This window comes from Chryseobacterium viscerum (genome assembly GCF_025949665.1).
Taxonomy (GTDB): Bacteria; Bacteroidota; Bacteroidia; order Flavobacteriales; family Weeksellaceae; genus Chryseobacterium; species Chryseobacterium viscerum_A.
In genome coordinates this window covers 820,392-844,457 of sequence record NZ_JAPDFT010000001.1, presented here as the reverse complement: position 1 = coordinate 844,457, position 24,066 = coordinate 820,392, and the positions used below count along the sequence as shown (strand labels likewise).

25 protein-coding genes are annotated in these 24,066 nt (G+C 35.5%); 14 read left to right on the top strand and 11 right to left on the bottom strand.

Annotation, left to right across the window (positions count from 1 at the left end; translation table 11 throughout):
* Window positions 1-43: 43 nt before the first annotated feature.
* The 4 genes from OL225_RS03930 (at window position 44) to OL225_RS03915 (ending at window position 3,642) form a co-directional block, all read left to right on the top strand.
* Window positions 44-943 (top strand): CorA family divalent cation transporter, encoded by a 900-nt coding sequence (locus OL225_RS03930; RefSeq protein ID WP_047378426.1) that lies wholly within the window; start codon window positions 44-46, stop codon window positions 941-943.
* Window positions 944-1,102: 159 nt separating this feature from the next.
* Window positions 1,103-2,689 carry a patatin-like phospholipase family protein gene (locus tag OL225_RS03925; protein ID WP_264517334.1) on the top strand — a complete coding sequence of 529 codons (1,587 nt, stop codon included), beginning with the start codon at window positions 1,103-1,105 and terminating at the stop codon, window positions 2,687-2,689.
* Between the two features lie 21 nt (window positions 2,690-2,710).
* A complete protein-coding gene (locus OL225_RS03920; RefSeq protein ID WP_264517333.1) occupies window positions 2,711-3,193 on the top strand; it encodes a hypothetical protein in 483 nt (160 codons plus the stop codon).
* A complete protein-coding gene (locus tag OL225_RS03915; RefSeq protein WP_047378428.1) occupies window positions 3,190-3,642 on the top strand; it encodes a hypothetical protein in 453 nt (150 codons plus the stop codon). The genes OL225_RS03920 and OL225_RS03915 overlap by 4 nt, the downstream gene beginning before the upstream one ends.
* Before the next feature lie 45 nt (window positions 3,643-3,687).
* Here OL225_RS03915 and OL225_RS03910 read toward each other — a convergent pair whose 3' ends face one another.
* A complete protein-coding gene (locus OL225_RS03910) occupies window positions 3,688-4,218 on the bottom strand; it encodes an NAD(P)H-dependent oxidoreductase (protein WP_264517332.1) in 531 nt (176 codons plus the stop codon).
* A gap of 91 nt (window positions 4,219-4,309) precedes the next feature.
* Between OL225_RS03910 and OL225_RS03905 the strand changes: the two genes are divergently transcribed.
* Both OL225_RS03905 and OL225_RS03900 read left to right on the top strand, forming a co-directional pair.
* A complete protein-coding gene (locus OL225_RS03905) occupies window positions 4,310-4,675 on the top strand; it encodes a winged helix-turn-helix transcriptional regulator (protein ID WP_264517331.1) in 366 nt (121 codons plus the stop codon).
* Window positions 4,676-4,753: 78 nt separating this feature from the next.
* Window positions 4,754-5,263, top strand: coding sequence for a hypothetical protein (locus OL225_RS03900; protein ID WP_264517330.1), 510 nt, complete (start codon window positions 4,754-4,756; stop codon window positions 5,261-5,263).
* Window positions 5,264-5,545: 282 nt separating this feature from the next.
* On the opposite strand, the gene OL225_RS03895 is transcribed toward OL225_RS03900, so the two are convergent.
* Window positions 5,546-6,106, bottom strand: a complete 561-nt coding sequence (locus OL225_RS03895) for a DNA-3-methyladenine glycosylase I (RefSeq protein WP_264517329.1) — start codon at window positions 6,104-6,106, stop codon at window positions 5,546-5,548.
* Window positions 6,106-6,423, bottom strand: coding sequence for a MazG-like protein (locus OL225_RS03890; protein ID WP_047378432.1), 318 nt, complete (start codon window positions 6,421-6,423; stop codon window positions 6,106-6,108). Before OL225_RS03890 ends, OL225_RS03895 begins: the two co-directional genes overlap by 1 nt.
* A 160-nt stretch (window positions 6,424-6,583) precedes the next feature.
* Here OL225_RS03890 and OL225_RS03885 point away from each other — a divergent pair, with 160 nt between their 5' ends.
* From OL225_RS03885 to OL225_RS03875, 3 genes are read left to right on the top strand one after another with little or no spacing between them, the layout of a single operon-like run.
* Complete coding sequence (locus tag OL225_RS03885) at window positions 6,584-7,498, top strand: alpha/beta hydrolase (protein ID WP_264517328.1); 915 nt, start codon at window positions 6,584-6,586, stop codon at window positions 7,496-7,498.
* Between the two features lie 38 nt (window positions 7,499-7,536).
* A complete protein-coding gene (locus OL225_RS03880; protein WP_264517327.1) occupies window positions 7,537-7,893 on the top strand; it encodes a hypothetical protein in 357 nt (118 codons plus the stop codon).
* Between the two features lie 53 nt (window positions 7,894-7,946).
* Window positions 7,947-8,960: a TQO small subunit DoxD gene (locus OL225_RS03875; protein WP_264517326.1), complete on the top strand. Its 1,014-nt coding sequence runs from the start codon at window positions 7,947-7,949 to the stop codon at window positions 8,958-8,960.
* 275 nt (window positions 8,961-9,235) lie between these two features.
* On the opposite strand, the gene OL225_RS03870 is transcribed toward OL225_RS03875, so the two are convergent.
* From OL225_RS03870 to OL225_RS03845, 6 genes are all read right to left on the bottom strand, one after another.
* A complete protein-coding gene (locus tag OL225_RS03870) occupies window positions 9,236-9,832 on the bottom strand; it encodes a hypothetical protein (RefSeq protein WP_264517325.1) in 597 nt (198 codons plus the stop codon).
* Window positions 9,833-10,221: 389 nt separating this feature from the next.
* Window positions 10,222-11,799, bottom strand: coding sequence for a DHA2 family efflux MFS transporter permease subunit (locus OL225_RS03865; RefSeq protein ID WP_047378440.1), 1,578 nt, complete (start codon window positions 11,797-11,799; stop codon window positions 10,222-10,224).
* 94 nt (window positions 11,800-11,893) lie between these two features.
* Window positions 11,894-12,997, bottom strand: coding sequence for an HlyD family secretion protein (locus OL225_RS03860; RefSeq protein ID WP_047378441.1), 1,104 nt, complete (start codon window positions 12,995-12,997; stop codon window positions 11,894-11,896).
* A gap of 16 nt (window positions 12,998-13,013) precedes the next feature.
* Window positions 13,014-14,327, bottom strand: a complete 1,314-nt coding sequence (locus OL225_RS03855) for a TolC family protein (protein ID WP_047378442.1) — start codon at window positions 14,325-14,327, stop codon at window positions 13,014-13,016.
* The gene (locus OL225_RS03850; RefSeq protein WP_264517324.1) at window positions 14,311-14,937 is read right to left on the bottom strand and encodes a TetR/AcrR family transcriptional regulator; all 627 of its coding nucleotides are present in this window, start codon (window positions 14,935-14,937) and stop codon (window positions 14,311-14,313) included. The genes OL225_RS03855 and OL225_RS03850 overlap by 17 nt, the downstream gene beginning before the upstream one ends.
* Before the next feature lie 286 nt (window positions 14,938-15,223).
* Window positions 15,224-16,342: an ATP-binding protein gene (locus OL225_RS03845; protein WP_047378445.1), complete on the bottom strand. Its 1,119-nt coding sequence runs from the start codon at window positions 16,340-16,342 to the stop codon at window positions 15,224-15,226.
* 251 nt (window positions 16,343-16,593) lie between these two features.
* Between OL225_RS03845 and mdlD the strand changes: the two genes are divergently transcribed.
* The 4 genes from mdlD to OL225_RS03825 all read left to right on the top strand — a co-directional run bounded on the left by mdlD (window position 16,594) and on the right by OL225_RS03825 (window position 21,063).
* Window positions 16,594-17,913 carry an NAD(P)-dependent benzaldehyde dehydrogenase MdlD gene (gene mdlD, locus OL225_RS03840; RefSeq protein ID WP_264517323.1) on the top strand — a complete coding sequence of 440 codons (1,320 nt, stop codon included), beginning with the start codon at window positions 16,594-16,596 and terminating at the stop codon, window positions 17,911-17,913.
* 195 nt (window positions 17,914-18,108) lie between these two features.
* Window positions 18,109-19,416: a hypothetical protein gene (locus tag OL225_RS03835; protein ID WP_264517322.1), complete on the top strand. Its 1,308-nt coding sequence runs from the start codon at window positions 18,109-18,111 to the stop codon at window positions 19,414-19,416.
* 1 nt (window position 19,417) lies between these two features.
* Window positions 19,418-20,008, top strand: coding sequence for an LPS export ABC transporter periplasmic protein LptC (lptC, locus tag OL225_RS03830; RefSeq protein WP_047378448.1), 591 nt, complete (start codon window positions 19,418-19,420; stop codon window positions 20,006-20,008).
* Window positions 20,009-20,019: 11 nt separating this feature from the next.
* Entirely contained in the window at window positions 20,020-21,063 is a 1,044-nt protein-coding gene (locus tag OL225_RS03825) for an anhydro-N-acetylmuramic acid kinase (RefSeq protein WP_264517321.1), read from the top strand.
* A gap of 47 nt (window positions 21,064-21,110) precedes the next feature.
* Here the strand turns inward: OL225_RS03825 and OL225_RS03820 are convergent, their stop codons facing one another.
* Complete coding sequence (locus OL225_RS03820) at window positions 21,111-21,500, bottom strand: hypothetical protein (protein WP_047378450.1); 390 nt, start codon at window positions 21,498-21,500, stop codon at window positions 21,111-21,113.
* Between the two features lie 472 nt (window positions 21,501-21,972).
* Here OL225_RS03820 and OL225_RS03815 point away from each other — a divergent pair, with 472 nt between their 5' ends.
* Window positions 21,973-22,590, top strand: a complete 618-nt coding sequence (locus tag OL225_RS03815; protein WP_264517320.1) for an NUDIX hydrolase — start codon at window positions 21,973-21,975, stop codon at window positions 22,588-22,590.
* Between the two features lie 71 nt (window positions 22,591-22,661).
* On the opposite strand, the gene OL225_RS03810 is transcribed toward OL225_RS03815, so the two are convergent.
* Window positions 22,662-23,933 (bottom strand): UDP-N-acetylmuramoyl-tripeptide--D-alanyl-D-alanine ligase, encoded by a 1,272-nt coding sequence (locus OL225_RS03810; RefSeq protein ID WP_264517319.1) that lies wholly within the window; start codon window positions 23,931-23,933, stop codon window positions 22,662-22,664.
* Between the last annotated feature and the right edge of the window lie 133 nt (window positions 23,934-24,066).

Below are 24,066 nucleotides of genomic sequence, written 5' to 3'. Positions count from 1 at the left end.
TTATTTAACACATAGTTTTTCAAAATATTAGTATTTTTACTTTATGCCAATTGATACGATATACAGAACCTCCCAGTGTGAATGGGTAGATGTAGAGGCTCCTACAGCAGAAGACCTGAAATTCCTTCATGAAAGATATGAAATCAATAATCTTCTTCTGGAAGATACCATGGATCCCAATCACCTTCCCAAATATGAAGAAGACGGAAATGTCAAATTCTTTCTCCTTCGTGAGAGCACAGAGCTGGAAAGAAAGAATCTGAATACCATCAGTGATATCAGCACCAAGATCGGGATTTTTCTGGTGGAAAATACCATTATCACCATCCACAGGATGAAAACCAGAAGCATCACCGAAGTCAAGAAGAAAGTTTCTTTGATTCAGGAAGATCTTAATCCTCACCAGATAACGTTAATGATTGCTATATTGATCATGAAAAGTTTTGATGATGAATCTTTAAGCCTGTTCGAGACTATGGACAATATAGAGAATGAGATTTTCCTTAAAAATACGAATCATACAAACCAGATCCGCCGTCTTTATAAACTGAAAAGAAAATCAGGATTAAATTCACGGGTACTGGTGATTTCTACGGATGCGATTGATAAATTTAAATTATTGAATTTACAGGATTCCGAAATTGTTGATTTAAAGGATAAACATAAAGATGTAGTGGCGGATTTTGATCATTTGAATATTCAGATCACCAACCTTATTTCAATGTTCCTGGCACTTTCGGATCAAAAGGCCAACCAGGTTATGAAAGTTCTGGCTATCTATTCTATTTACTTCTTACCTATTACCTTTATTGCTGGGGTTTATGGGATGAATTTCGATAATATGCCTGAACTGCATCACAAATACGGATATTTTATAACACTGGGAGCTATGGCTACAGTTATGATCAGTACATTTATTTATGTAAGGAGAAAACAATGGTAATTCATTTTTACGAACGCAAAGGCGCATAAGAATACAAAATGATATATGTTTTAAGGCGCAAAGATTTTATCTCCGATACAATATAACCTAGTTGACTATTTTAGATCAGAGATTGCTTCACCTCAGATCACAATGACTACACCATCAAAACAAAATACCATGACTACTGAAAACCTTAACAAAGTTCTGGAAGATTCTTCTCTTTCGCAGGCCTCCAAAGAAAAACTGGCTGCTTTGCATGAGAATATATCCGCCAAAGAATTCTCTGATCTCCTGGATCAGTCTGGGAATCAGTATGTAGAATTTGTACAGGAAGGTGGTGGTGTCTGGGGAAGTGCATTGGTAGGTTATCTTTACGGCCTGGAAATATTCGGTGTGCGTTTTCTGAAAGTAGCCGGAACGAGTGCCGGAGCCATTAATACCATGCTCATTGCAGCCTGTAAAACCAAAGAAGAGCCCAAAAGTGAGCTTATCAAAGAAATCCTTTTCAGCTGGGATTTTTCCGATTTTATGGATGGGAAAACCTATGTAAAAACTACTCTTCATGCGATGCTTAACAATAAGGATTTTTTTAAGATCAATGCCATTATTGCTGCGATCCTTTTCATAATCCTGATCAGTATTCCTTTTCTGGCTTCTTCAAACACTATACTGAATGCCAAACTGATGTTTCTGATTCCTCTGATTCCGGCTGTCATTCTCTTTTTCTGCATTCAAAAGCTATATAACAATTTCAGAAAAGAAAACAGCGGCCTCAACCCCGGAAATGTTTTTCAGAATACCATGCAAAATGCACTGGATCAATTTGGAATAAAAACGGTGGCCCACCTCAACGAAAAATTTATTCAGAAAGAACGGGATCTCAACCTCAGCTACCGATATGGAAACGGGCATGAATATTATATGATGGCAATACAGAGTATTGAAAATATTAAAATCAAAAATAAGGAACATATTGATCCGACCCGATATAGAATTTTCTATGAAAGTGCTCTCAATAATGATTATTATAAAAACAATCCGTTTTACCTTCTCAAATCTGAATATGTGGTCATTACCACCGATATCAATGCTAAAATTAAGGTGGAGCTTCCTACGATGGCCAATCTCTACTGGTCTGAAGAGGAACTGAAGCACATCAGTCCGGCTGAGTTTGTAAGAGCATCTATGGCCGTTCCTTTTTTCTTTGAACCTTTTCAGAAACAAATCAATAAAAACGACAGTTCCGTAAAGTATGCCTGGAGATATTGGATGAATACCAAACCTGAAGATATCAACCCTGCCGGGGTTTTCATTGATGGAGGCAGTATTTCCAACTTTCCTATTGACCTGTTTCATGCCGATGAAGTTTTTTATCCGAGAATGCCTCTTTTCGGAGTGCAGCTGACGAGTGACTCTGCTATTCTTTCAGAAAAAGGAAAAAGCAGTGCAGAAATCCTTAAAACACCTTTCAGCTATGCCGGAAATATCATCAGTACGTTGAAAGGTTTTAATGACAAAACCTTCCTTACGAAACATACTTTCTATCGTTTGTACAGCATACAGAGTGTCAATTGCGGTACCAGCAGCTGGCTGAATTTCTTTATGAAAAGAGACGAAAAGGTAGAGCTTTTCAACAGAGGTTTTCAGGCTGCTCTTGATTTCCTCAATGGATTCGACTGGGAAAAGTACAAATATGAAAGAATGATGCTTACGATGAAAGAGAAGAAAATACTGAAAGAAGAGGATACGCCAACAGTTGGGTAAGTTTTTTTAAATAATGAATAAATGAACTGGATTATCAGAAGTACAAAGAAGGTAAAATTCCATACAAATCTTCGGGAAATTTTAAAACCTATATGGGATGATCTGATTATTTATAAATGGATTTTGACTGATCTAGAATTTATGCCTAATGGTCAGCCAATCCCTATTAATTATGATCAATATTTTTTTATTTTAAATCATCAGCAATTTGAACAACTTTATAAGAGCAGCCCCCAAATTATTTGGGGGATAATATCAGCTGTTCCAAATAATATTGAGCCAGATACTTCATTAATTTCTAATTTATCTGCTGAAGATACAAATGTGTGGAAACCTAATTATTTTTCAATTCAGAAAAGTATTTTAGAAATTATTGCTTTTGACAGCGGGTACACTATTATGAAATTTAAAGATCAAAATCTTTCATATAAGTTTAAAGAATATTTCCAGGAACAGGCAGTAGATCTGCAAAAGTTTAATGAAAAGTATATTGATAGAACATGAAGAAATTGATCTCAGAAAAATTTCATATTATTATTTTGATACTCACTTTAGGACTGATTATATTTTGGTTAATTAGTACTAATTTAGGAATCAATAACATACTCAAAAGTCCTAAATATACTATCGGAGAAGCCACCTCAGACTGGCATCATAAAAACAATAATGGTGTAGGAATAGATTACAAATATAATGTTAATGGTATTACCTATTCTAAAACGGATAATTTCTCTTATCAGAAAGGAGATAAATTCCTGGTCATTTTTGATTCTATAAAACCTGATAATTCGGCAATACTTGACATCTATTCTATTGAGAACTATCTTATAGATTTAAAAATACCTTCAAAAGGCTGGAAATATCAGGATGTTCCCTTTAATATTGACAGTAATACCATAAAGAAATATGTTCAGGATTGGAATGTGGAGACTTTTGAATACATCCAAAAGTAAGTTGAACTCATTTTAATCAAGAGTTCAACCTTACTTTTTATATTGTTATAAATTATCCAAAAACTCCAGATACATCGGAACACTTCTATTGATCCATTCATCAGAAGAATCTCTTTCAATTCCGTAATAAACGAAAGGTTCTTTATAATCTGCTTTTATATAATCAAAAGTCAGTTCATAAGGCCTGAAAAGCTCTTTCATCGTGTATTTATATTCTCCGGCCGTGGAGTATCCTTCTTCATCTATTCCAGCAGTAACAGCCAGTGACATTTTCTTTCCTGCCAGCTTGAAACCACTGTTGCTTCCATATGCCCAGCCATATAAAACCACCTCATCCAGCCATTGTTTTAAAAGCGGCGGACTGCTGAACCAGTAAAAGGGAAACTGAAATACGATCTTGTCATAAGATTCCATCATTTTTTGTTCCTGTGCCACATTAATTTTCCCATCGGGATATGCTTCATATAATTGATGAACCGTATATTTTTCCGGGTATTTTTTCAATTCATCAATCCATTTTTTATTAATTGCTGATTTTTCAATATCAGGGTGTGTAACAATTACTAAGGTCTTCATTATGTTTAAATTTCTATGACAAAATTACTACACATAACTTACATTTCGTACATTAGCAACCTATTGTATGGTACTATAAAAAATGTAAGTAATGACTAAAATAAAGGAAACCTCCACTAATTTTGCCAATAAGAAAGCACTTGCTGATGAATGTCCGGAAATCTATGCATCCAACATTATCGGAGGGCAATGGGCATTGGCAATCTGCTGTTATCTGATTAGTGGGAAAATGAGATTCGGGGAACTTAGAAAGAAGCTTCAGAATATTACCGAACGCATGCTTACTCTTCAGCTCCGCCGATTGGAAGAAGACAAAATTATTACCAGAACTGTCTATGCAGAAGTTCCACCGCGGGTAGAATATGAACTTACAGAAATCGGGTATAAACTAAAACCTATTATTCTGGAGTTTGAAAAATGGGGAAATGAACATAAACAGATTATGGATAAGGAATAAAAAGATTTTGGGTTAAAGAATTTTAACGGATTATTTTTTGCGTAAATTTAATTCACATTAAATTTCAAAATAACTTCTATGAAAAACATTACTTTTTTTCTAACTCTTACAGCATTCACTTTTTTAGGAAATCTTCTGAATGCACAGAAAATTTCTGACGGCCAAACCATTGATATCAACGGAATGGCGGTTACCTTTAATATCCTCAATAAAGAAAGTGTAGAATCTGGTGGAAAATCTTATGACCGCTATAAAGTTTCTGCATCCGTAAAAAACACTTCGGATAAGGGCTACAATATCAGATTATCTGCTTTTCCTCAAATTGTAAGCAATATCGGCCTCGTAGAATTAGACTGCATTAATGCAACCGGAGCAAGACTGACTTCTAAAAAAATAGAGTTAAAAATGAAAGCTCAGATGATCAATGTTACCTATTCTGCCTATGACAAATCCGGAAAATTTGTAAGTAGTACAATTCCTGTAACCGGTAGCTATTATTTCGATCCGGGAGATACCATCAGCGATAATGCTATTTTCATTGTTCCTCAAGGTGAAAAACCGGATGTTTCTGTGAGAAGTATGAAGTAAAATTGCAACGCGATGCTCGCAAAGCTAAAAAAATAACTTTGAAAACACAGCACTCAGCGAAGATAGGCACAATGATCTTACCAATTCAATAGGAACGGGCTTTAGCCCGTTCAGATAGAGTATAAAATCAAATTGGCTTTAGCCTAAATTTAAAACCTTAGTGAACCGGATTGAGCTTCGTTTTCTTATTCTGAATTTTGCAAGCTGGATTCCTACGGAATGACAGAGTGTGTAAATAATGTCAAACACTTCTACTTGTCATTCCGTAGGAATCTAAGTTTATTACTTATTCAAATTTTCCTTCCACAAAGGCTTTTGAGCCAAAATTTTTGAATGTATCGGGCAGCTTTCATGATGAGCTCCTTTCAGATATCCGGTACTCATAAGAAATTCGTTTACGATTTCTCCGCCTGTGAATTTGAATGTTTTTTTGAATACCTTCATCCATTCCTCCAGGGTTTTAGGATGATGATGTTCCAGCCATTTTTCAAATGATCCGAATTCTTTCTGAAGCTCTATAATCGTTTTAGCATTTTCAATCGCTGCATTTACCTTTAGTTTATTTCTGATAATTCCCGGATCACCTAGCAGTCTTTCGCGGTCTTCTTCTGTATAGGCTGCTATTTTCCGGATATCAAAATGGTCATATGCTTTTCTGAAACTGTCTTCTTTTTTCAGGACGGTTTCCCAGCTTAGTCCTGCCTGGTTGATTTCCAGAATCAGTCTTCCAAACAACTCATTATCATCATGAATGGGAAACCCATAATAATTGTCATGGTAATTTTTGTGCAGTTCTTTTCTGCTTTCAGGCTGCATGCCTTCTATTGCTAAACAATAACTCATTAGAATATGTTTTCTGTTTTCGTTAAAAATTGTTCCAGGGCTTCTTTAATATCAATTCCCGTGCGGTCTGCCAGGATGATCAACCACCAGATATTTTCTGCTAATTTATGTTCCAATTCTTCCGCTGCATCTTTTTTCAGCCATGTTTTCTCATGAGACATTACATTTCTCCCTACTAGTCCCGCATCCGTAAGATAAGCAAGAGCATCCTCTTCCAATGTCCATTGGGTTCCGTTGCTTTTTATTTCCAGCTGATGATACTTTTCTCTGATTTCTAAAGAACGTTTTATGATGATGTCAAAATTATTGGTTTCCATATTTTGCTGTTTTAAGTAAACTTTCAGGATGTAAAGATAAACCGGAACTGTGACAACTGTCCGTCAGCAGTGATTTCAATTTTTAAATTTAATCATAATTCCATTTAATTTCTTCTACTCAGAGAATATTCAGTAGTTTAGAGGGCTCAAAAACTACATCATGAAGTCATTGTTTTCTTTCATCTTTAGTATATATTCCATGGCCATAAATGCCCAAAACTTATATTCTAAAGCCTATGGAAATCCAAAAAATATTCCTGTTATTTTTATTCATGGAGGACCCAGCGGAAATGCTACTTTATTTGAAGGAACCACAGCTCAAAAACTTGCCGATAAAGGATTTTACGTAATTGTATACGACAGGCGTGGGGAAGGCCGTTCAAAAGATGAAAATGCTACCATGACTTTTAAAGAAAGTTTTGAGGATTTAAAAGGAATTTACACAACTTATCATCTCAAAAAAGCAAATATTCTTGCCCACAGCTTCGGTGGAATTATCGGGACTCTTTTCACTTCACAGTTTCCTGAAAAAGTAAATACACTGACTCTTGCCGGAGCTTTATTTACCCAGCAGGAAACCTACAATCATATTTTGAAACAGGCTAAAGAACATTTTAAGAACGATCCTTCCCAGCTCAAAGAGATTTCAGAAATAGAAAGTCTGGACAAAAATTCTGCAGCCTATAGAAAAAGATGCTATGAAATGGCCGGTAAACTCAATTTCTTCGATATGCCCAATCCTACTCCCGAAAGTGAAATGCTGAGAAACGAATACAAAGCGAGTGAATTTTATAAAAACAACATCAGAAATTCTGATTCGCCTCTTAAATTTTATAAAAATGAACCTCTTAACAATCTGGATAATACATCTGTTTTAAAAAATATCCGAAAAAAAGGAATTTCCATTTTTGCTGTGTATGGTAAAAATGATGGAATATTTTCAGAAAAACAGCTGAATAATCTTAAAAATATTGTCGGGAAGAAAAATTTCAAGCTTATTGACAACTGTTCTCATTACCTATTTGTAGATCAGCAGGAGGATTTTTTACAATTTATTAAGCTAACATTGAAATAAAGTGTAGTTTTGTAATTATGCCCAATTCAGGACTCCATATGAAAACCTATAAAGCTGTCATTATGATGCTTGTTTTGGTGTTTTCATTATCACCGTGTTCTGTAAAAAGAAATGTTCTTGATATTTTTGATATTCAGTACATCAGCGGGCTGAATAAGGTAAAGACAACCTCGTCACTTTCTTCCAGCTGCGATACAGCATCTGTTTCCACAAGAGTTTCAGTATCAAAAGCTAAAATTCGGGAGCAATACAAAGATTCTTTTTCCAATTTTTATTCCATTGCAAAAAATTCTGCTGAAAAGAAGATTTTCTTCAATGAATACTCAGGGCATTCTACAGGAAGCAGCCCTCCAAAATATATTCTATTTAAAAGACTGAAGCTTAATCTGGTTTAATTTTTTTACCCCAATTAAAAAATCAGTTTTTTATAATACAATATTAATTTTCAATGAAACATACCCTAAACAGCCAGTCTTCGGACATGGCCGGATTATATACTTTATCTCTCCGAATGGTCATCGGATGGACTTACTTTTCAGCCTTCTGGCGCAGGCTTATCCTCGAAAATAAACTTATTCCTGATGAACAGGGATATATAGGGGAAAAATTCAATCATTTTTTACCGAATGCACTTGGCATAAAGCCTATTATCGAATATCTGGTTACCCATCCTGATGCTTTACAGCAATCCATGATGATTTTCACTATTATTGAAGCTATTGTGGGATTATTCATTATTCTCGGGTTATTTACACGGCTTATGAGTATCGGCATCTTCGGTCTTGCCCTCGGGATTCTTTTGGGTTCCGGCTGGCTGGGAACAACCTGTCTTGATGAATGGCAGATAGGAGTCTTAGGAATTTCAGGCGGATTTGTGCTGTTTCTTACCGGAAGCGGTCCTTATTCAATGGATTATTATTTCATGAAGAATAACAAAAGTTTTTCTCAAAAAAGATGGTTCCAGTGGCTTGGTTCGGGAAGTTTGCCTGTCTCACAAGCAAAAGTTCTTGTATTGGCCGGATCACTCATCATATTCAGTCTGACCCTTTTTACCAATCAGTATTTTCATGGAGGTGTATGGGGAACCCTTCATAATAAATCGGTAAAACCGAAACTGGAAATTTCAAATATTTCCCATGATAATTCGGATTTAAAATTTGAAGTGTACAGAACGGAAGGTGCCGATGTTTATGGCTCTTTCCTGATAGGCATCCACATTCTGGACAAAAATGGAAATATTTTAAAAGCACTGGATCATAAAGAGCTTTCTAATTTTCCTAAAAAAGATATACAGAATCATTATGCAACCAAAATAAAACCGGGGAAATACAGCCTGGTGATTCCTCTGGGAGCAAAGGCTGATGTAACTCTGGATATTGATGATATTCTTCAGAAAAGTGAAATTCACGCGCTGAAACTGATTGATATCAGCGGTATTGAATGGATAGAGAAGATTGAATAAAATATTTTGTGAGTGTACACAAAGGCGCGAAAAGTTTGTATGGATGTGTCATAAAACACAAGGATTTTATCTCCGATAAAATTGAATACTGCTGATATTTTTGATAAGGTTATAGTTAAAGTACTAGATACTTTATTGGTTTTGGCTAAAGCCATTAGACATTCATTTACAGAAAAAGCGGACTAAAGTCCGCTTTTATTCATATTTTGAGATAAAAATTCATTACAATAAGGTCTGCGGAATCTGTATAATCAACGAGATCATTGATAATTATCCTATTTCTCAGAGACCATGACATGATAGCAGCATGAACTGTCCGGATCAAGTTTCAGTACTTTTATGTCTAGTAAAACATCCAGTCCCATTGTATCGCAAACTCCCTGTAAAAAAGGTTTTATGACAGGCCATTTCAACAGACCTGCAATCTGCAGGCTCTGCGTGATTTTATGGTAACGGTCTACTCCTTTGATCAGCAGTTCACATTTGTGTTCATTTAATTCTTTAAATTCAAAATTATATTCGGGACTGGATGTAAAAATTGCTCCTATCAATATTTTGGCTACAGCCGGAATACCAGGCTGCAGATTAGGTTTTATTTCAAGATTTCTCAGTGTCATTCTGGATCCGAGATCATACATAAAAGTACTGGAAAGCTGCTCAATTGCATCGGCTCCGTAAAGTCTGCCAATCTGCTTGAGCATTCCGCCATAAAAAGCTCCTGTAATATCAGACAGACGCTGGGTAAGTTCTGTAAAGGTTCCGGGAAAGAAATCTGAGATAATCTGAGCCTGATTCATTTCAGGAAGAAAGATATCATGCTTTCGGAAGTCTGATAATGCCAAATAGGTTTCCGGTAATTGTATTTGATTCATATTTAATATTTTGTAAGTATGCTGAGATCATGGTTTAGTTAAATAATGAAACGAAAGGCAGTATTTTATAAAGCTTTCGGAAATAAGAACATCGTCTTTATTCGATATAAAAACAAAGTAAAAGACAGCTCCCGATCAATTGATATTCAGATAAAAATTCGGTATTCTATTGGAAAAATTCCTTTTTGAAAAAGGTTTGAGGGGTAAGGGAATCTATTCATATTTTTTCATTTGTTCGTGTAAAGCTAGAAAAAATAATTAAACTCTCCAATAAGTGATATTATTTTTTATTTAACAAAATTAAAATTGAAAGTTACTGCCTAATATTATTTTACAACAGAAATGGATAAAAAAAACCTTCGAGAATATCGAAGGTTTTTAATTAAAATTTAGTGCATGGCTTCACTCAAATCTATTTTTTCTTTGCTCTTTCTTTCTTTTACAAGTAAGATAAACGGAATACATACCAGGAATATTACCCCGAGGTAAAGAAAGACATCCATATAAGAGAGTACTGTTGCCTGTTTGGTAACAGACATATCAAGCATTTTATAGGCGGCATTCATTGCTGCATCTGGTGTCATTCCCTTCGCTACAAAACTTGCTTTAAGAGCTGCCAGTCTTTGCTGGACATCAAAACTGTTTTCGTCAAGATGAGAAATCAGGCTATTCCTATACTTCTGGCCTGCATTGGCAATAAAAGTTGTGATGGCTGCAATCCCGAAAGATCCTCCAAGCTGTCTCATCATCCCGGTAAATGCTGCTCCCTGACCAATCTCCTGCCCTTTCAATGTACTTAATGATAAGGACGTGATTGGAATAAACAGGAGTCCTAAACCTGCTCCTCTTACGATCAGCATCCAGAAAAACGCATCTTTACTGGTATCTGGTGTCAAAATTTTATATCCCCAGAAACTATAGACAAAGAAGATGAACAATCCTAAAGAAACCAGGATCTGCTGTTTTGCTCCTTTTGCAAGTAATCTCCCAATAATAGGCATCATGAAAGCTGTCGTTAAAGCAGCCGGAATCATCAAAGCTCCTGACTGAAGTGCCGTCCATCCCAAAATACTCTGGGTATACAATGGAACGATGAACGTAGAACCATAAAGCCCAAATCCAAGCACGAATGACATCATTGTTCCGATTCTCAGATTACTGTTTTTAAGTACCCTGAGCTCAACAATTGGGTATTTAAAAGTAAGCTCCCTCCAAAGGAATAATATAAATCCTAGAACAGCAGCTACTGTAAATGCTACAATCATCCCACTGGCAAACCAGTCTTCCTCATGTCCTCTTTCCAGAATGAACTGTAATGAACCTACCGTTACTGCCAGTAAACCAATTCCAATCCAGTCTACATCCGAAACTTTGCGTTTTTCTGCATATTTCGGACTTCTTACAAACTGCAGTGTCATCAAGGTTGCTGCAATTCCAATCGGAATATTAATATAGAAAATATATGGCCAGCTGAAGTTATCAACGATATACCCTCCAAGAGGCGGACCTAAGGTAGGACCAATGATTACTCCCAAACCATAAATGGCCTGTGCCATACTTCTTTTTTCAATCGGATAAGATTCCGTAATAATCGTCTGTGAAGTTACCAATAAGGCTCCCCCACCGATTCCCTGCATCAGTCTGAAGAACACAAGTTCCCAGATATTGGTCGCATTTCCACATAAAAATGAAAATATGGTAAATATAATGATGGATGCCGCAAAGTAATTTCTACGCCCAAACTGCTGGGAAAGCCAGCTCGTCATTGGTACTATAATTACGTTACCAATGGCATAAGCCGTGATTACCCATCCCACTTCAGAAAGTGTAGATCCAAGATTCCCCTTCATTTCATTCAAGGCAACATTGACAATCGTGGAGTCTACAATTTCAAGAAGGGCACAAAGGATAGCCGTAATCGTAATGATTACTCTCCGCGCTCCATATTCTACTAATGAATCTTGCATAATTTTTATTCGAATATTTGTATTAATGTAAAATGTAGGATGTATTAATGATTTTCAATTCACCATGAATACATTTTACGTAAGTACATGAATACTATTTCAAAGCGACCTCTGCCTTCACGTTCATTCCTGTTCTCAATCTTTTGGCAATATTCTTATCAAGATTTACAAAATCGATTTTTACAGGAAGTCTCTGAACTACTTTTACGAAGTTACCACTTGCATTATCCGGAGGAAGAATGGAGAAAGTAGCTCCTGTAGCCGGCGAGAATGAGCTTACCACTCCTTCAAATTCCTGATCAGGGAAAGCATCAATCTCAATTTTCACCTTCTGTCCTTCTACCATTTTGTCTACCTGTGTTTCCTTATAGTTGGCCACTACCCATTTCTGGTCGTTTTTAACCAAAGCAAACAACTGTGCTCCCGCCTGCAGATACTGGCCTGCCTGTGTAGGTACTTTTCCTACATATCCGTCTTCAGGGGCAAGGATTACAGTATAAGATAAATTCAGTTTTGCATTTTCTACATCTACTTCTCTTTGTTTGGCAACAGATCCTGCGACACTAATTTGTTGTGAGCTTGCTGCGGTCTGAGAAGAAGCAATATGGGTTTGCTGAGCAATTTGATTTCTCTGGTCAACTAAAACCTGTAATTGTCTGTCTGCAGATTGTTTTGCAGCTAAAGCCTGCTCGTATTGTTGTTCTGTAATAGAATGATCTTTTACAAGATTAGCATATCTCTTCAAATCCTGAGAAGTTTTCCAAACGTTTACTTTTGCAGCTTCTATCTGAGCATTAGCAGTTACTACTGCCGCTTCGGAAGAGCCGATATTTTTAGAAGTCGCTGTAGTAGTAGCTTCTGCATTTGAAATATTGCTTTTAGCAGTTGATAATGCTGCCTGAGCCTGATCAAGTGCCATTTTCTGATCTCTGTTATCCAAAATCACCAAGGTATCTCCTTTCTTTACAAACTGGTTGTCTTTTACTTTTACCTGAGCTACATATCCTGAGATTTTAGAAATTACCGGTGCCATATTGGAAGCGATCTGAGCATCGTCAGTCTCTTCATGATACTGTCCGTAAGTAAAGGCTCTGTAACCATAGATTCCTCCTCCGATTACTACTGCCGCTAAAATGATAGGAAAAACTAAACTTTTTTTCTTTTTAGGTTCAGCTGCCTGTGTATTATTATTTTCCATTTTGGTTTCGATCTGATTATTTAATTGTTAAAGTTCCTGTTGTCTGTAATAGTTTTCTGTATGCTAATGCTGCATCTGCCTTAGCATTGATCACACCTACGTTTGCTGCGATCTGCGCTGCGTCTGCATCCAGTAATTCTGTCATGGTTGCAAGACCGTTATCGTATTTATTTTTTGTGATTCTGTAATTTTCATTAGCCTGCTCAGCAGATTTTTCGAAAACAGTAATTCTCTTTTTTGAATAGTCTGTATTCTGATATTCTCTGTTCACATCAAGCTTAATGTTGTCATTCAATAGTTCATCTGTAGCAGCAAGCTGTTTTTCTCTTGCCTGCGATTGTCTCAATGAAGAATTTTCTTTCCAAAGATTGGATAAGTTATAAGAAACCCCAATTCCTACATTGATAGCATTGTATACGGTAAGAAATTTAGGAATATCTGCAGCTACATAACCTCCGGTAAATGCAATAGAAGGAAGGTTTTCAGCTTTTGCAGCCTTTGATCCCAGCTCTGCCGCTTTTCTCTGTTGTGCTAAAGCCTGTAAATCTTTACGGTTTTCTCTGGCTTCAGTTACATAAAAATCAACCGGTTTCACATCTGAACCTTCTTCAATATAGTTTTCATCCACTTCTAACTCTGTAGTCTCAGGAATGCCTAATAACAAATCCATATTGATGTTGGCAATATTATAATTGTTCTTAGCTTCCAATAGCTGAAGTTCAATATTTGAAGTCTGAAGGTTTGCTTTTAATCTGTCATTTCTTGCAATCAGACCATTGTTTTCCATTTTAAGGAAAGTTTCATCTCTTTTTTGAGAAGCAGCAAGGTTTTCTTCAAAAACTTTGATTGATTGGTTAGCTTTAAACAAATTATTATAAGCCTGAGCTACGTTATAAGCAATAGCAATTTTATCGTTCTCAGTGCTTAATTTGGAAGCTTCTACCAAATATTTAGCCGACTGAATACCATATTTGATTCGGCCGCCGCTGTAAATCGGAACACTAAGATTAGCTGAACCATAAAGCACCTGATGTACTTCGGGGCCTCCTGCTCCTGAAACACCCGGAAGTTTGATATCTACATTGGGTTTTATCGGAAGATACATATAGCTGCCTGATACTTTTAATTCCGGCAACTGTCTGTTTTTAGCTTCCAAAAGATCAGCTGTAGCCTCTTCGATCTTGGCTGCATCGATCTTGAGATTCTTGCTGTTCTGGATTCCCAGCTGCACAGCTTCGTCAAGAGAAAGTGTTTTTTTCTCCTGAGCATTTGCATTTGCTATTCCTACGAATAGTGATAATGCAATCACTGAGTTATTTATTCTCTTCATAACCTAAAAGGTCTTTTAGTAAGTATTTAATGTGTCTATTAAGTTCTGTATAGTATCTTTCATCAAAAGCTGCCTCATCTTCTGTTTCATTCAGGAATTCTTTATACATTTCTTTCGCGTTGAAAGCATAGAATAAAGTTCCGCTTACTGTGGAATGAAGCAGATAAATAGGAGGTTTTTTGGTGAAAATTCCATTTTTAAGACCACTTTCCAATATTTGTGAATACATAGAAAGAAATCCCATTTTGATTTGCTTCAAAAATTCTACAATCTGAGGATTCTGAGTATGCAGCTGCTCTCTCTGCATAATCCTGTAAAAGCATTTTTGAGTTCTGATTTTATTAGAAAACTGATCAATTACTTTTTCAATTTTCTGCCATTCATTGATATCGGTTCGTCCCAAAAGATCTTTTGAAAAAAACTGACCTTCATTCATTCTGTATTCCACTAATTTCTCATAAAGTTTTTCCTTAGAGCCAAAATAATATGAGATCATAGAGATGTTTACATTAGCCTCCTTTGCAATTTCCCTGGTGGAAGTTCCTTCAAACCCCTTTTCGGCAAAAAGCTTCTCGGCTGCAAATAATATATTTTCTTCTTTTGAAATCATGCTAGTGTTCATTTTTCAGGGCGCAAATTTACACAAGTTTTATATAAAATCAAACGATTGATTGATTTTTTAATATAGATTTAATTTATTGTAAATAAAAGATGATCTCTATAATATAGTACAGGACTAATAAAAAAGCCTCTGTTTCCGGCAAAAAACCTCAGTAATTGCTCGGTTTATTTAAAGTTCAGATAACTCGTTACAATAAATCCTTTTATTTCTTTAAAAATTTTAAGCTTAAAAAAAATGAAAAACAAAAACTCCGGTATTGCTGCCGGAGTTTTATTTATATGCTTTTGTGAATATATCTTGATAGTTTTATCCCAAGATCTGTCCATACAATTTTAGGATTTCCGTTTCGGGTCAGATGCAGGTCGGCTGCATTTATTTCTTCTAAGATACTCTCAATATTGGCTCCGCTGATGAATTTTGAAAACCCTGTCCAGTTGAATCCGTTTGCATCTATCTTTTTATATACCAGATTCTCAGACTGATAATTCTGAAGTAGTGCAAGTCTAAAGATTTCGGAACAGTAATTCAGGAAATTTTTCTGCTTTTCCCGGTTCCATCCTGCAATTTCTCTGGCCCAAAGAATTATACTTCTTAAATATTCAGGCTTCTTTTTTACCATAAAGGCGTCTCTCACCCACTGCACAAAGAGTTTTTCAAATTCATTGGTTTTATCTCCGGAGTTCAGCAGTTTTACAGCATCATTAAGATCTCCCTGCGCTTCATGAACAATCTCTTTCACTTTTTCTTCTGAAACAGAAAAGTTCTTTTTGAGATGGTTCTCAATATCTTCATCATGTATTCTCGGGATTTCTACAATCTGTGTTCTGGAAAGAATAGTAGGAAGAATATCATTGGTACTTTCTGCAGTAAGAAGGATAATTGTTTTAGCCGGAGGTTCTTCTAAAAATTTCAAAAATTTGTTTGAAGCCGCGGTATTCATTTTATCAGCTCTCCAGACAATAAGAATTTTGGTTCCTCCTTCAAAACTTTTCAAAGAAAACTTCTGGTTCTGGTCATCAATTTCATCTGCTGAAATAAACAGCTGTTTGTTTTCAGACTCTAAAAAAGCAGTCCAGTCATCATAACTCGCATAAGGAGAAGCCATGATCATTTCTCTGAATTCATCAAATTTATTCTTGCTTAAAGAATTTCTATTGTCCGTAAAAACAGGAAAGCTGAAATGCAGATCCAGGTGATTGAGATGTTCTACTTTTGCTGCAGCATGTTCATTTTCACGATTTAGAATCTCTTTTGCATAGGCCAAAACCATAGGTAATGTTCCGTATCCCTCTTTTCCTACAAAAAGCTGGGCATGGCTCACTCTGTTTTCGGCAATGCTTTCTTTAAGAAGTTTTTTCAGATTTGTCTGTCCGGCGATGTTCTCCCAATTCATGTTTCAAAGATAAAAAATCTTATTTCAATTTATAAAATTAAGTCTGCTTAAAATGTATAAAACTACAGACTACAAATTTCAAAAGAGCAACACTCCTAGTTCTATTATAGGAAATATCAATCATAAGATTAGAATAAAACTTAAATTTATATTTCACACAATTTAATTTTAAACAATAAATTTACCGAGTGAAATTTTTCGTAAATTCATTACCATTTCACACCAATTTCAAATATTAAAATATTAAACCAATGGATACAAACCTGGAACAAAAAATCAGAGGAATATTTCAACAGCAGAAAGCCTTTTTCAAAACCAATCAAACAAAAGATATTGAATTCCGAAAAGCACAATTAAGAAAATTCCGTGAAGTTTTTTTGCAACATACGGATGACCTTTGTGAAGCCTTATCTATTGATCTGGGGAAAAGCAGAAAGGAAGCAGAATATGTGGAAATTCAAATTGTCATCAGTGAACTGGATTACTTGCTGGAAAATATTGATGAGTGGGCAAAATCTACATCTGTACCTTCAAAACCGCATCCATCGGGAGCTGAAGTGGTGAGCAAAATAATGTATGAACCTTATGGAGTTACTTATATTATCGGACCTTTCAACTACCCTGTTCAATTAACATTCAGTCCTCTTATCGGAGCTTTAATCTCAGGAAACACAGCCATTATAAAACCTTCTGAAAATACGCCTCATGTTGCCCAGGTTCTTGAAAATATTGTAAAAGAATCTTTTGATGAATCTTATGTATCGGTCATTCAGGGCGCTATTGAAGAAAACACGTTGCTATTAAGCCTGCCTTTTGATTATATTTTCTTTACAGGAAGTCCGAATGTTGGCAAAATTGTGATGAAAGCCGCTGCAGAACAATTGATTCCGGTGACTCTGGAACTTGGAGGTAAATCTCCTACGATTGTTCATAAAGATGCAGATCTGGATAAAGCAGTAGCAAGAATATCTTACGGAAAATGGATTAACTGTGGGCAAACTTGTGTTGCTCCGGACTATATTTATATCCACGAATCTATAAAAGATGACTTTATTGAAAAGTTTAAAGCTCATTTAAATGCCACTTATGACGGCCAGTCATTAGGAAAAATCGGGAAAATTGTGAGCCAAAATCAAATTAAACATCTTGCAGGTTATCTGGAAGCAGCTCCGGAAAAAGTAATCTACGGAGGAAATTATGACCTTGAAACACGTCATTTTGAAGCAACTGTAATGGATAATGTTACCTGGAATGATCAGGTAATGCAGCAGGAGATCTTCGGTCCCATACTTCCTATCATGACGTATAATGATATTGAAGAAACTTTGGAGGAAATCAATAACCGTCCAAAACCTTTAGCATTATACGTTTTCACAGAAGATCAGGAGCTGGCAGATTATGTTTTAAATCATACCACAAGCGGAGATGCTGAGATCAATAGTGCCATTATTCATGTGGGTTCACATTATTTACCTTTCGGAGGGGTAGGAACTTCAGGAATGGGTAAATATCATGGGAAATTCAGCTTTGAGTGTTTTAGCCACAGCCGTTCTGTTCTTCAGGTAAAATAATAACAAAATATACTACATATAAAACTAAGACTGTTCATCATAGGGCAGTCTTTTTTGTAAAACAGAATTGATATTTTTATTGCAGAAAAATTGCATTTTTCTTTTAAAGAAAAGCCCTTAACAAACTTTAACCACATATAATTTTTACAATTCATTAATATTTAAGATATTTGCGCATTATTTTAAAAATAAAGAATGAAAAAAATCTTTGTAGTATCATTCATATCAGTTGGATATTTTCTTAATGCACAGAGTTTAAGTAACTCTCCTTATGCAACTTATGGAATTGGGGATGTGAAATATGATAATACGATCGAGACTACTTCTATGGGAGGTATATCAACTGCTTTTATAAGTGATTTTACCAGTAGTTTCAATTTTGCCAACCCAGCAAACAATGCCAATTTTGAACTTACGAGTATCAAACTGGAAGCTACCAACGAAAACAATTATTTCAAATCGAATTATAACGATATGAAATCTACAAAGCATTCTACGTATCTTTCCAATATTTCACTTGCATTTCCATTATCATCTAAAGTGAAAATGGGGATCTCTTATCAGCCATACAGTTCTAAAAGCTACGATATCGTAAATGAACAATTCGCTGCAGATGGAACTCCAATGTATAAAAATAACTTTAAAGGAAGCGGAACATTGAATGCGGCACAGGTTGCTGTTTCTTATAAAATTAATCAGGAACTTTCTGTAGGAGCAAGAGCAAACCTTTATTTTGGTGACCTTAATGACCTTAATGAATTCCGTGCATACAACCCTGCTACAGGCAGTTATGCTGGTGAATATGTGAATGGTTATCAGACTAAAAACAGAGTCAGAAACTTTAATTTTACACTGGGTACAAGCTACCAGACTTTAAATACCCGTACTGACAAGAAGTTTACAGTAGGAGCTACCGCTACTTTTGGTAACACCAGTAATATGACTACTGAGTATACCAACAGTACTTACAGATACTCTGATGCTCAGGAAACCACTAAGGTATATGAAACCATCATAGATCAGCAAGAAACAAAATCTAAAAACCTTCTTCCATTACAGGCATCCGTAGGGGTTGGATATGGAAGTGAAAACCATTGGTTCCTATCAGGACAGGTGGATTATAAAAAAGGAGAAGATATTGCTTATTTTGGTAAAACTTTCGACTTTCAGGATACTTACAGAGTTTCTGCCGGTGGATGGTACCTTCCTAACTATAATAACTTCAGAAACTACTTCTCAAGGGTAATCTACAGATACGGAGCTTTCTATGAAAGAGGAAACCTTAAACTGGAAGGGACAAGCATTAACAAATTCGGTATTTCTGCCGGAGTAATGCTTCCATTCAAAACAAGTAGTATCACAAGAATGAGTGGTCTGGAAATAGGTCTGGAAGTAGGTAAAAGAGGAACTCTTAAAAACAACCTGATCAACCAGAATTTCATCAACCTGAAAATCGGCTTTAATTTTGCTGATAAATGGTTCAGAAAGACTCTTTATAACTAGAATGAATTTTTCAAAAAAAATATCATATAAAAATATAGCATGCCTTTTTAGTTGTGCTATATTTTTTATATTGACATCCTGTGAAGAAGATCTTACCAAAAGAAATGGCAGCCAAAGCAAAAATTTCCCTTCACAGATCATCAACAACGCCAATATTATACAGCGTGACTCCGGCTTTGTCACTTTAAAAGCCAAAGCTCCCATCATTGAAAAATATGAGCTGATTGACAGCCCTTATGTAGTAGCCAGAAAAGGAATTGATATTGAGTTTTTTGATAAAAAGAAACCTAAAGTTCCGGGAAGGATTACCGCGAAATACGCACGTATTTTTGAATATAAAAAATTCTACGAAGCCAAAGGTGATGTAAGAATAAAAACCAATGAAGGGCAGAGATTTGCAATGCAGAGTATTTATTGGGACCAAAAAAAGAACAGAATCTACACTAAAGATACAGTATATGTTACCATGGAAGACGGCTCTACACTGGTAGGAGCCAATGGGATGACTGCAAAGGATGACTTTTCAGAATATACTTTCTATAACAACTCAGGAGATTTCAGTTCAAAGAGAATTTCTGAGAATAAAAAATAATCCCCAAAATAATGAAAGCTCTGGCTATTGGACTGATGTCCGGGACAAGTCTGGACGGTTTGGATATCTGTCTCGCAGAATTTGAGAAACAAGACAAATGGTCTTTTCAGATCCTGAAAGCCGAAACAATCCCCTATGCTGAGGATTGGGAAAATAAGCTTAGACACTCCATTCATCTTTCTGCGGAAGATTTATTGGAACTGAATTCCGAATATGGTTTTTATCTTGGCCGGCAGGTTAAAGAATTCATTCATAAGCATCAACTCGAAAACATCAATTTGATTGCCTCTCATGGTCATACGATTTTCCATCAGCCTAATCGAAAATTTACACTTCAGATAGGTGATGGCAGAGCGATAAAACTGGAAACCGGATTACCCGTTATCTATGATTTCAGAAGTCAGGATGTCCTGATGAAAGGAAATGGAGCTCCATTGGTTCCTATAGGTGATGAATTACTTTTTTCAGAATACAACGCCTGTTTAAACCTTGGCGGGTTTTCCAATATCTCTTTACAGTCAGATGGAAAAAGAATCGCTTTTGATATAGCACCGGTGAATATTGTATTGAATCATCTGGCTCAGCACATCAACAAAAGTTTTGATGAAAACGGAGAGCTTGCCCAAAAAGGAAAAATCAATGAAACTTTACTGAACGATCTTAATGCTTTAGATTTTTACCAGAATTCACACCCAAAATCTTTGGGAATCGAATGGTGCCATGAACATATATTTCCAGCTCTTAAAAATATTGAAATCTTAGATGCCCTGGCAACTTTTACAGAGCATACCGCCCAGCAGATCGCCAATGTCATCAATAAAAATAACATAAAGAATATCCTTATTACTGGAGGAGGCGCTTACAATTCATTTTTAATTGAAAAAATAAGATCAAAAACACAAGCTGAAGTGATTATCCCTAAAAAAGAAATTATTGATTATAAGGAAGCTCTGATCTTTGCTTTTATGGGAGTTCTAAAGCTCAATAATGAGGTGAATGTACTTTCATCTGCTACAGGAAGTTCTTCTGACCACTCTTCTGGAGCCATAGCATAAAACTACATTAAAATAAAAAAAAACCTTCAAAAATGAAGGTTTTTTTATTATTTATAAGCTTCGATTTTATCGGTAAGCGTATTGATAAAGTTCTGTAATGGCTTTTCTACCATCATTTTGATGAATGGATTGAATTTCCCTTCAAATAACATCTGAACTTCAGTCTGGTTATCATTAATCGGGTTTAAAGTTGCTGTTAAAGTGAAGTCCAAACTTGAACTTGCAGATCTTAAAACAGCTTTTTGGTCATCCACTTCATCTATTTTTAACGCAATTTCCGGCATTCCCTGTAATCCGAATTTAAATCCGTTATCTCTTGTTTCAAATTTTTGAAGACCATCCGGCATAAAATCTTTGTAATTTTCAGGTGATTTCAGCAACTCGGTAAGTTCTTTAGATGATTTATTGACAATAATCTTTCGTCCTTCTAAATTCATTTCTTATTTTTTATAATTAAATTCTTAACTCTTACAAATGTATAAAGTTTTTGTGCATAAATACTCCAAACTGATAGTCAATATTTTATTTATTACATAATTTTCTGATCATCCGGCAATCAGACAAAGAATGGCAGGTATCCGTTTATCACAATAACAAAATTATAAAAATTTGTCTACAAAGACACCACTAAAACATACTTTTGAAATATAATCTTAAAGCTTAAAAGCCTTTAAAAACAATTCCTGACAGTTTCTATGTAAATAGCCAAGAAAGAGAGCGTCAATAAGGGAATTTACTTTCTATGCTCCATCATAAATACGTAAAATATGCCTCTGTTTAATGTTTAATTTCTATTACAATTTTATATATTTGTGAGTGATTGTAGTAAAAAATAATTAAAAAGTCATTTTTTATTGTTTTGAAAAATAACAAATCACTGATAATCAATTCTAAAATCTACTATATAAGATGTATAAAGTTTTTGTGAACGAAAAAAAATTATTGGTGTCTAAACATCCTGAAAATCTTGAAAAAGAAATTCGGTATGAAAGTTTCACAACTTTAGAAATAGCATTAGACCTTCTGGAGAATACTTCTGTACAGGAACTTAATGTATATGGAGAGAATTTGGATGAAATATGGCAGGAATTTCAAAAGCTTTTCAGAATTATAGAAGCAGCGGGAGGCCTTGTGAATAATCCTGAAGGGAAAGTTCTTTTTATTAAAAGACTTGGCAAATGGGATCTTCCAAAAGGTAAGATGGAAAAAGGAGAATCCAGAGAGGAGTCTGCAGTACGGGAAATAGAAGAAGAAACCGGGCTGAGTGATGTTGAACTCATAAAATTCATCAATACCACCTACCATATTTATGTAGAAAGAAACGGAGAAAAGATCCTAAAATGCACCCATTGGTTTGAAATGAACTTTGACGGAGAGGATACTTCCAAACCGCAAATAGAAGAAGGCATTACTGAAGTTGCCTGGAAAACGACATCAGAAATTGAAAATGAAGTTTTCCCAAGTACCTTTAAAAATATTATACTGATCGTAAAAGAATTCTGGGATATAAAGAAGCTGGAAGCTTAAAGGTCAGAAGCTGGAAGAAGGAGGCTGGAAGTAGTTATTATTCAACAACATTCAACCTCCTTTTTTTTGTATTATACAAAGTCGATTAGTTTTTCCAGAGCAATCCCCCTGGAACCTTTCAACAATATATTTTCAGATTGAATTTTATTCTGTTTTAAATATTCTATCAGGACTGCTGTATTTTCAAAAGCAAGGTCTGAAGAATTAACCTCTTTAAAATGTTTTCCAACAGTGATAATCTCGTTGAAATGAAGATCCTGAGCCAGCTTTAAAATGTTCTGATGTTCTTTCTCACTTTCATCACCCAATTCCAGCATATCACCAATAATAATAGTCTTACTGCCTTCAAAACTGATAAAGTTATTCAACGAAGCCGTCATAGAGCTTGGATTGGCATTGTAAGTATCCAGAACCAAAGTCCTCCCCTCTTTTTTCACAACCTGAGATCTCATATTGGTAGGCGTATACAATTCCAGAGCATGTTTTATTTTTTCAAAACTGATTCCGAAATGAAGTCCCAGGCTTGCCGCTGCGCAAAGATTGGTAAAATTATATTCACCAGTGAGTTTTGAAACAGCCTTTACTCCCTGATATGCCAACCCTACAAAATGTTCTTCTGAAAAAGATTCAAAATTGTAATCCGATGTCACTTTTCCAAAAGTAATCTTAGGTGAATAGTTTTCAGTTTTCTCAGTCTGGATAGGATCATTTTCATTAACAAGAATAGTTCTGTTATTGTTTTTAAGATAGTCATAAAGCTCAGACTTTCCTTTAATCACACCTTCAAAACCTCCGAATCCTTCTAAATGAGCTTTCCCAAAATTGGTAATATATCCAAAATCAGGTTGAGCGATGGTACAAAGGAATTCAATTTCTTTCTGATGATTAGCTCCCATTTCAATCACAGCCATTTCATGTTCCGGTTTAATGGAAAGGATTGTCAAAGGAACTCCGATATGGTTATTCAGGTTTCCAAATGTATACTGCACATTGTATTTTTCTGAAAGGACAGCATGAATCAATTCTTTGGTAGTTGTCTTCCCATTGCTTCCTGTAAGCCCGATAAAAGGAATACTAAGTTTGCTTCTGTGATAGATAGACAGCTGCTGTAAAAACTCAAGGGTAGACGGAACATAGAAAATATTTTTATCTCTGTTTTCGAATTCCGGAAGTTCAACAATTACTGCCAAAGCTCCATCATCTATGGCTTTTTCCGCTAATGTAGCTGCATTGAAATTTTCACCGGAAAAGGCAAAGAAAATATCATTCTCTGCTATTTTTCTGCTATCAATGGTCACTTTTGCGGCCTGCAGAAATAAAGGATAAAACTGTTCTATATTCATGTGGAAATATATATTTTTTTAAAAGAAGTCACATGCAATCGCCAAATCTCTATAAGTATTTTAGACTTTTTAACCGAAGCGATTTCATGATCCAAAAATAAAAAAACCTTCCGAAAGTCCGGAAGGTTTTTTA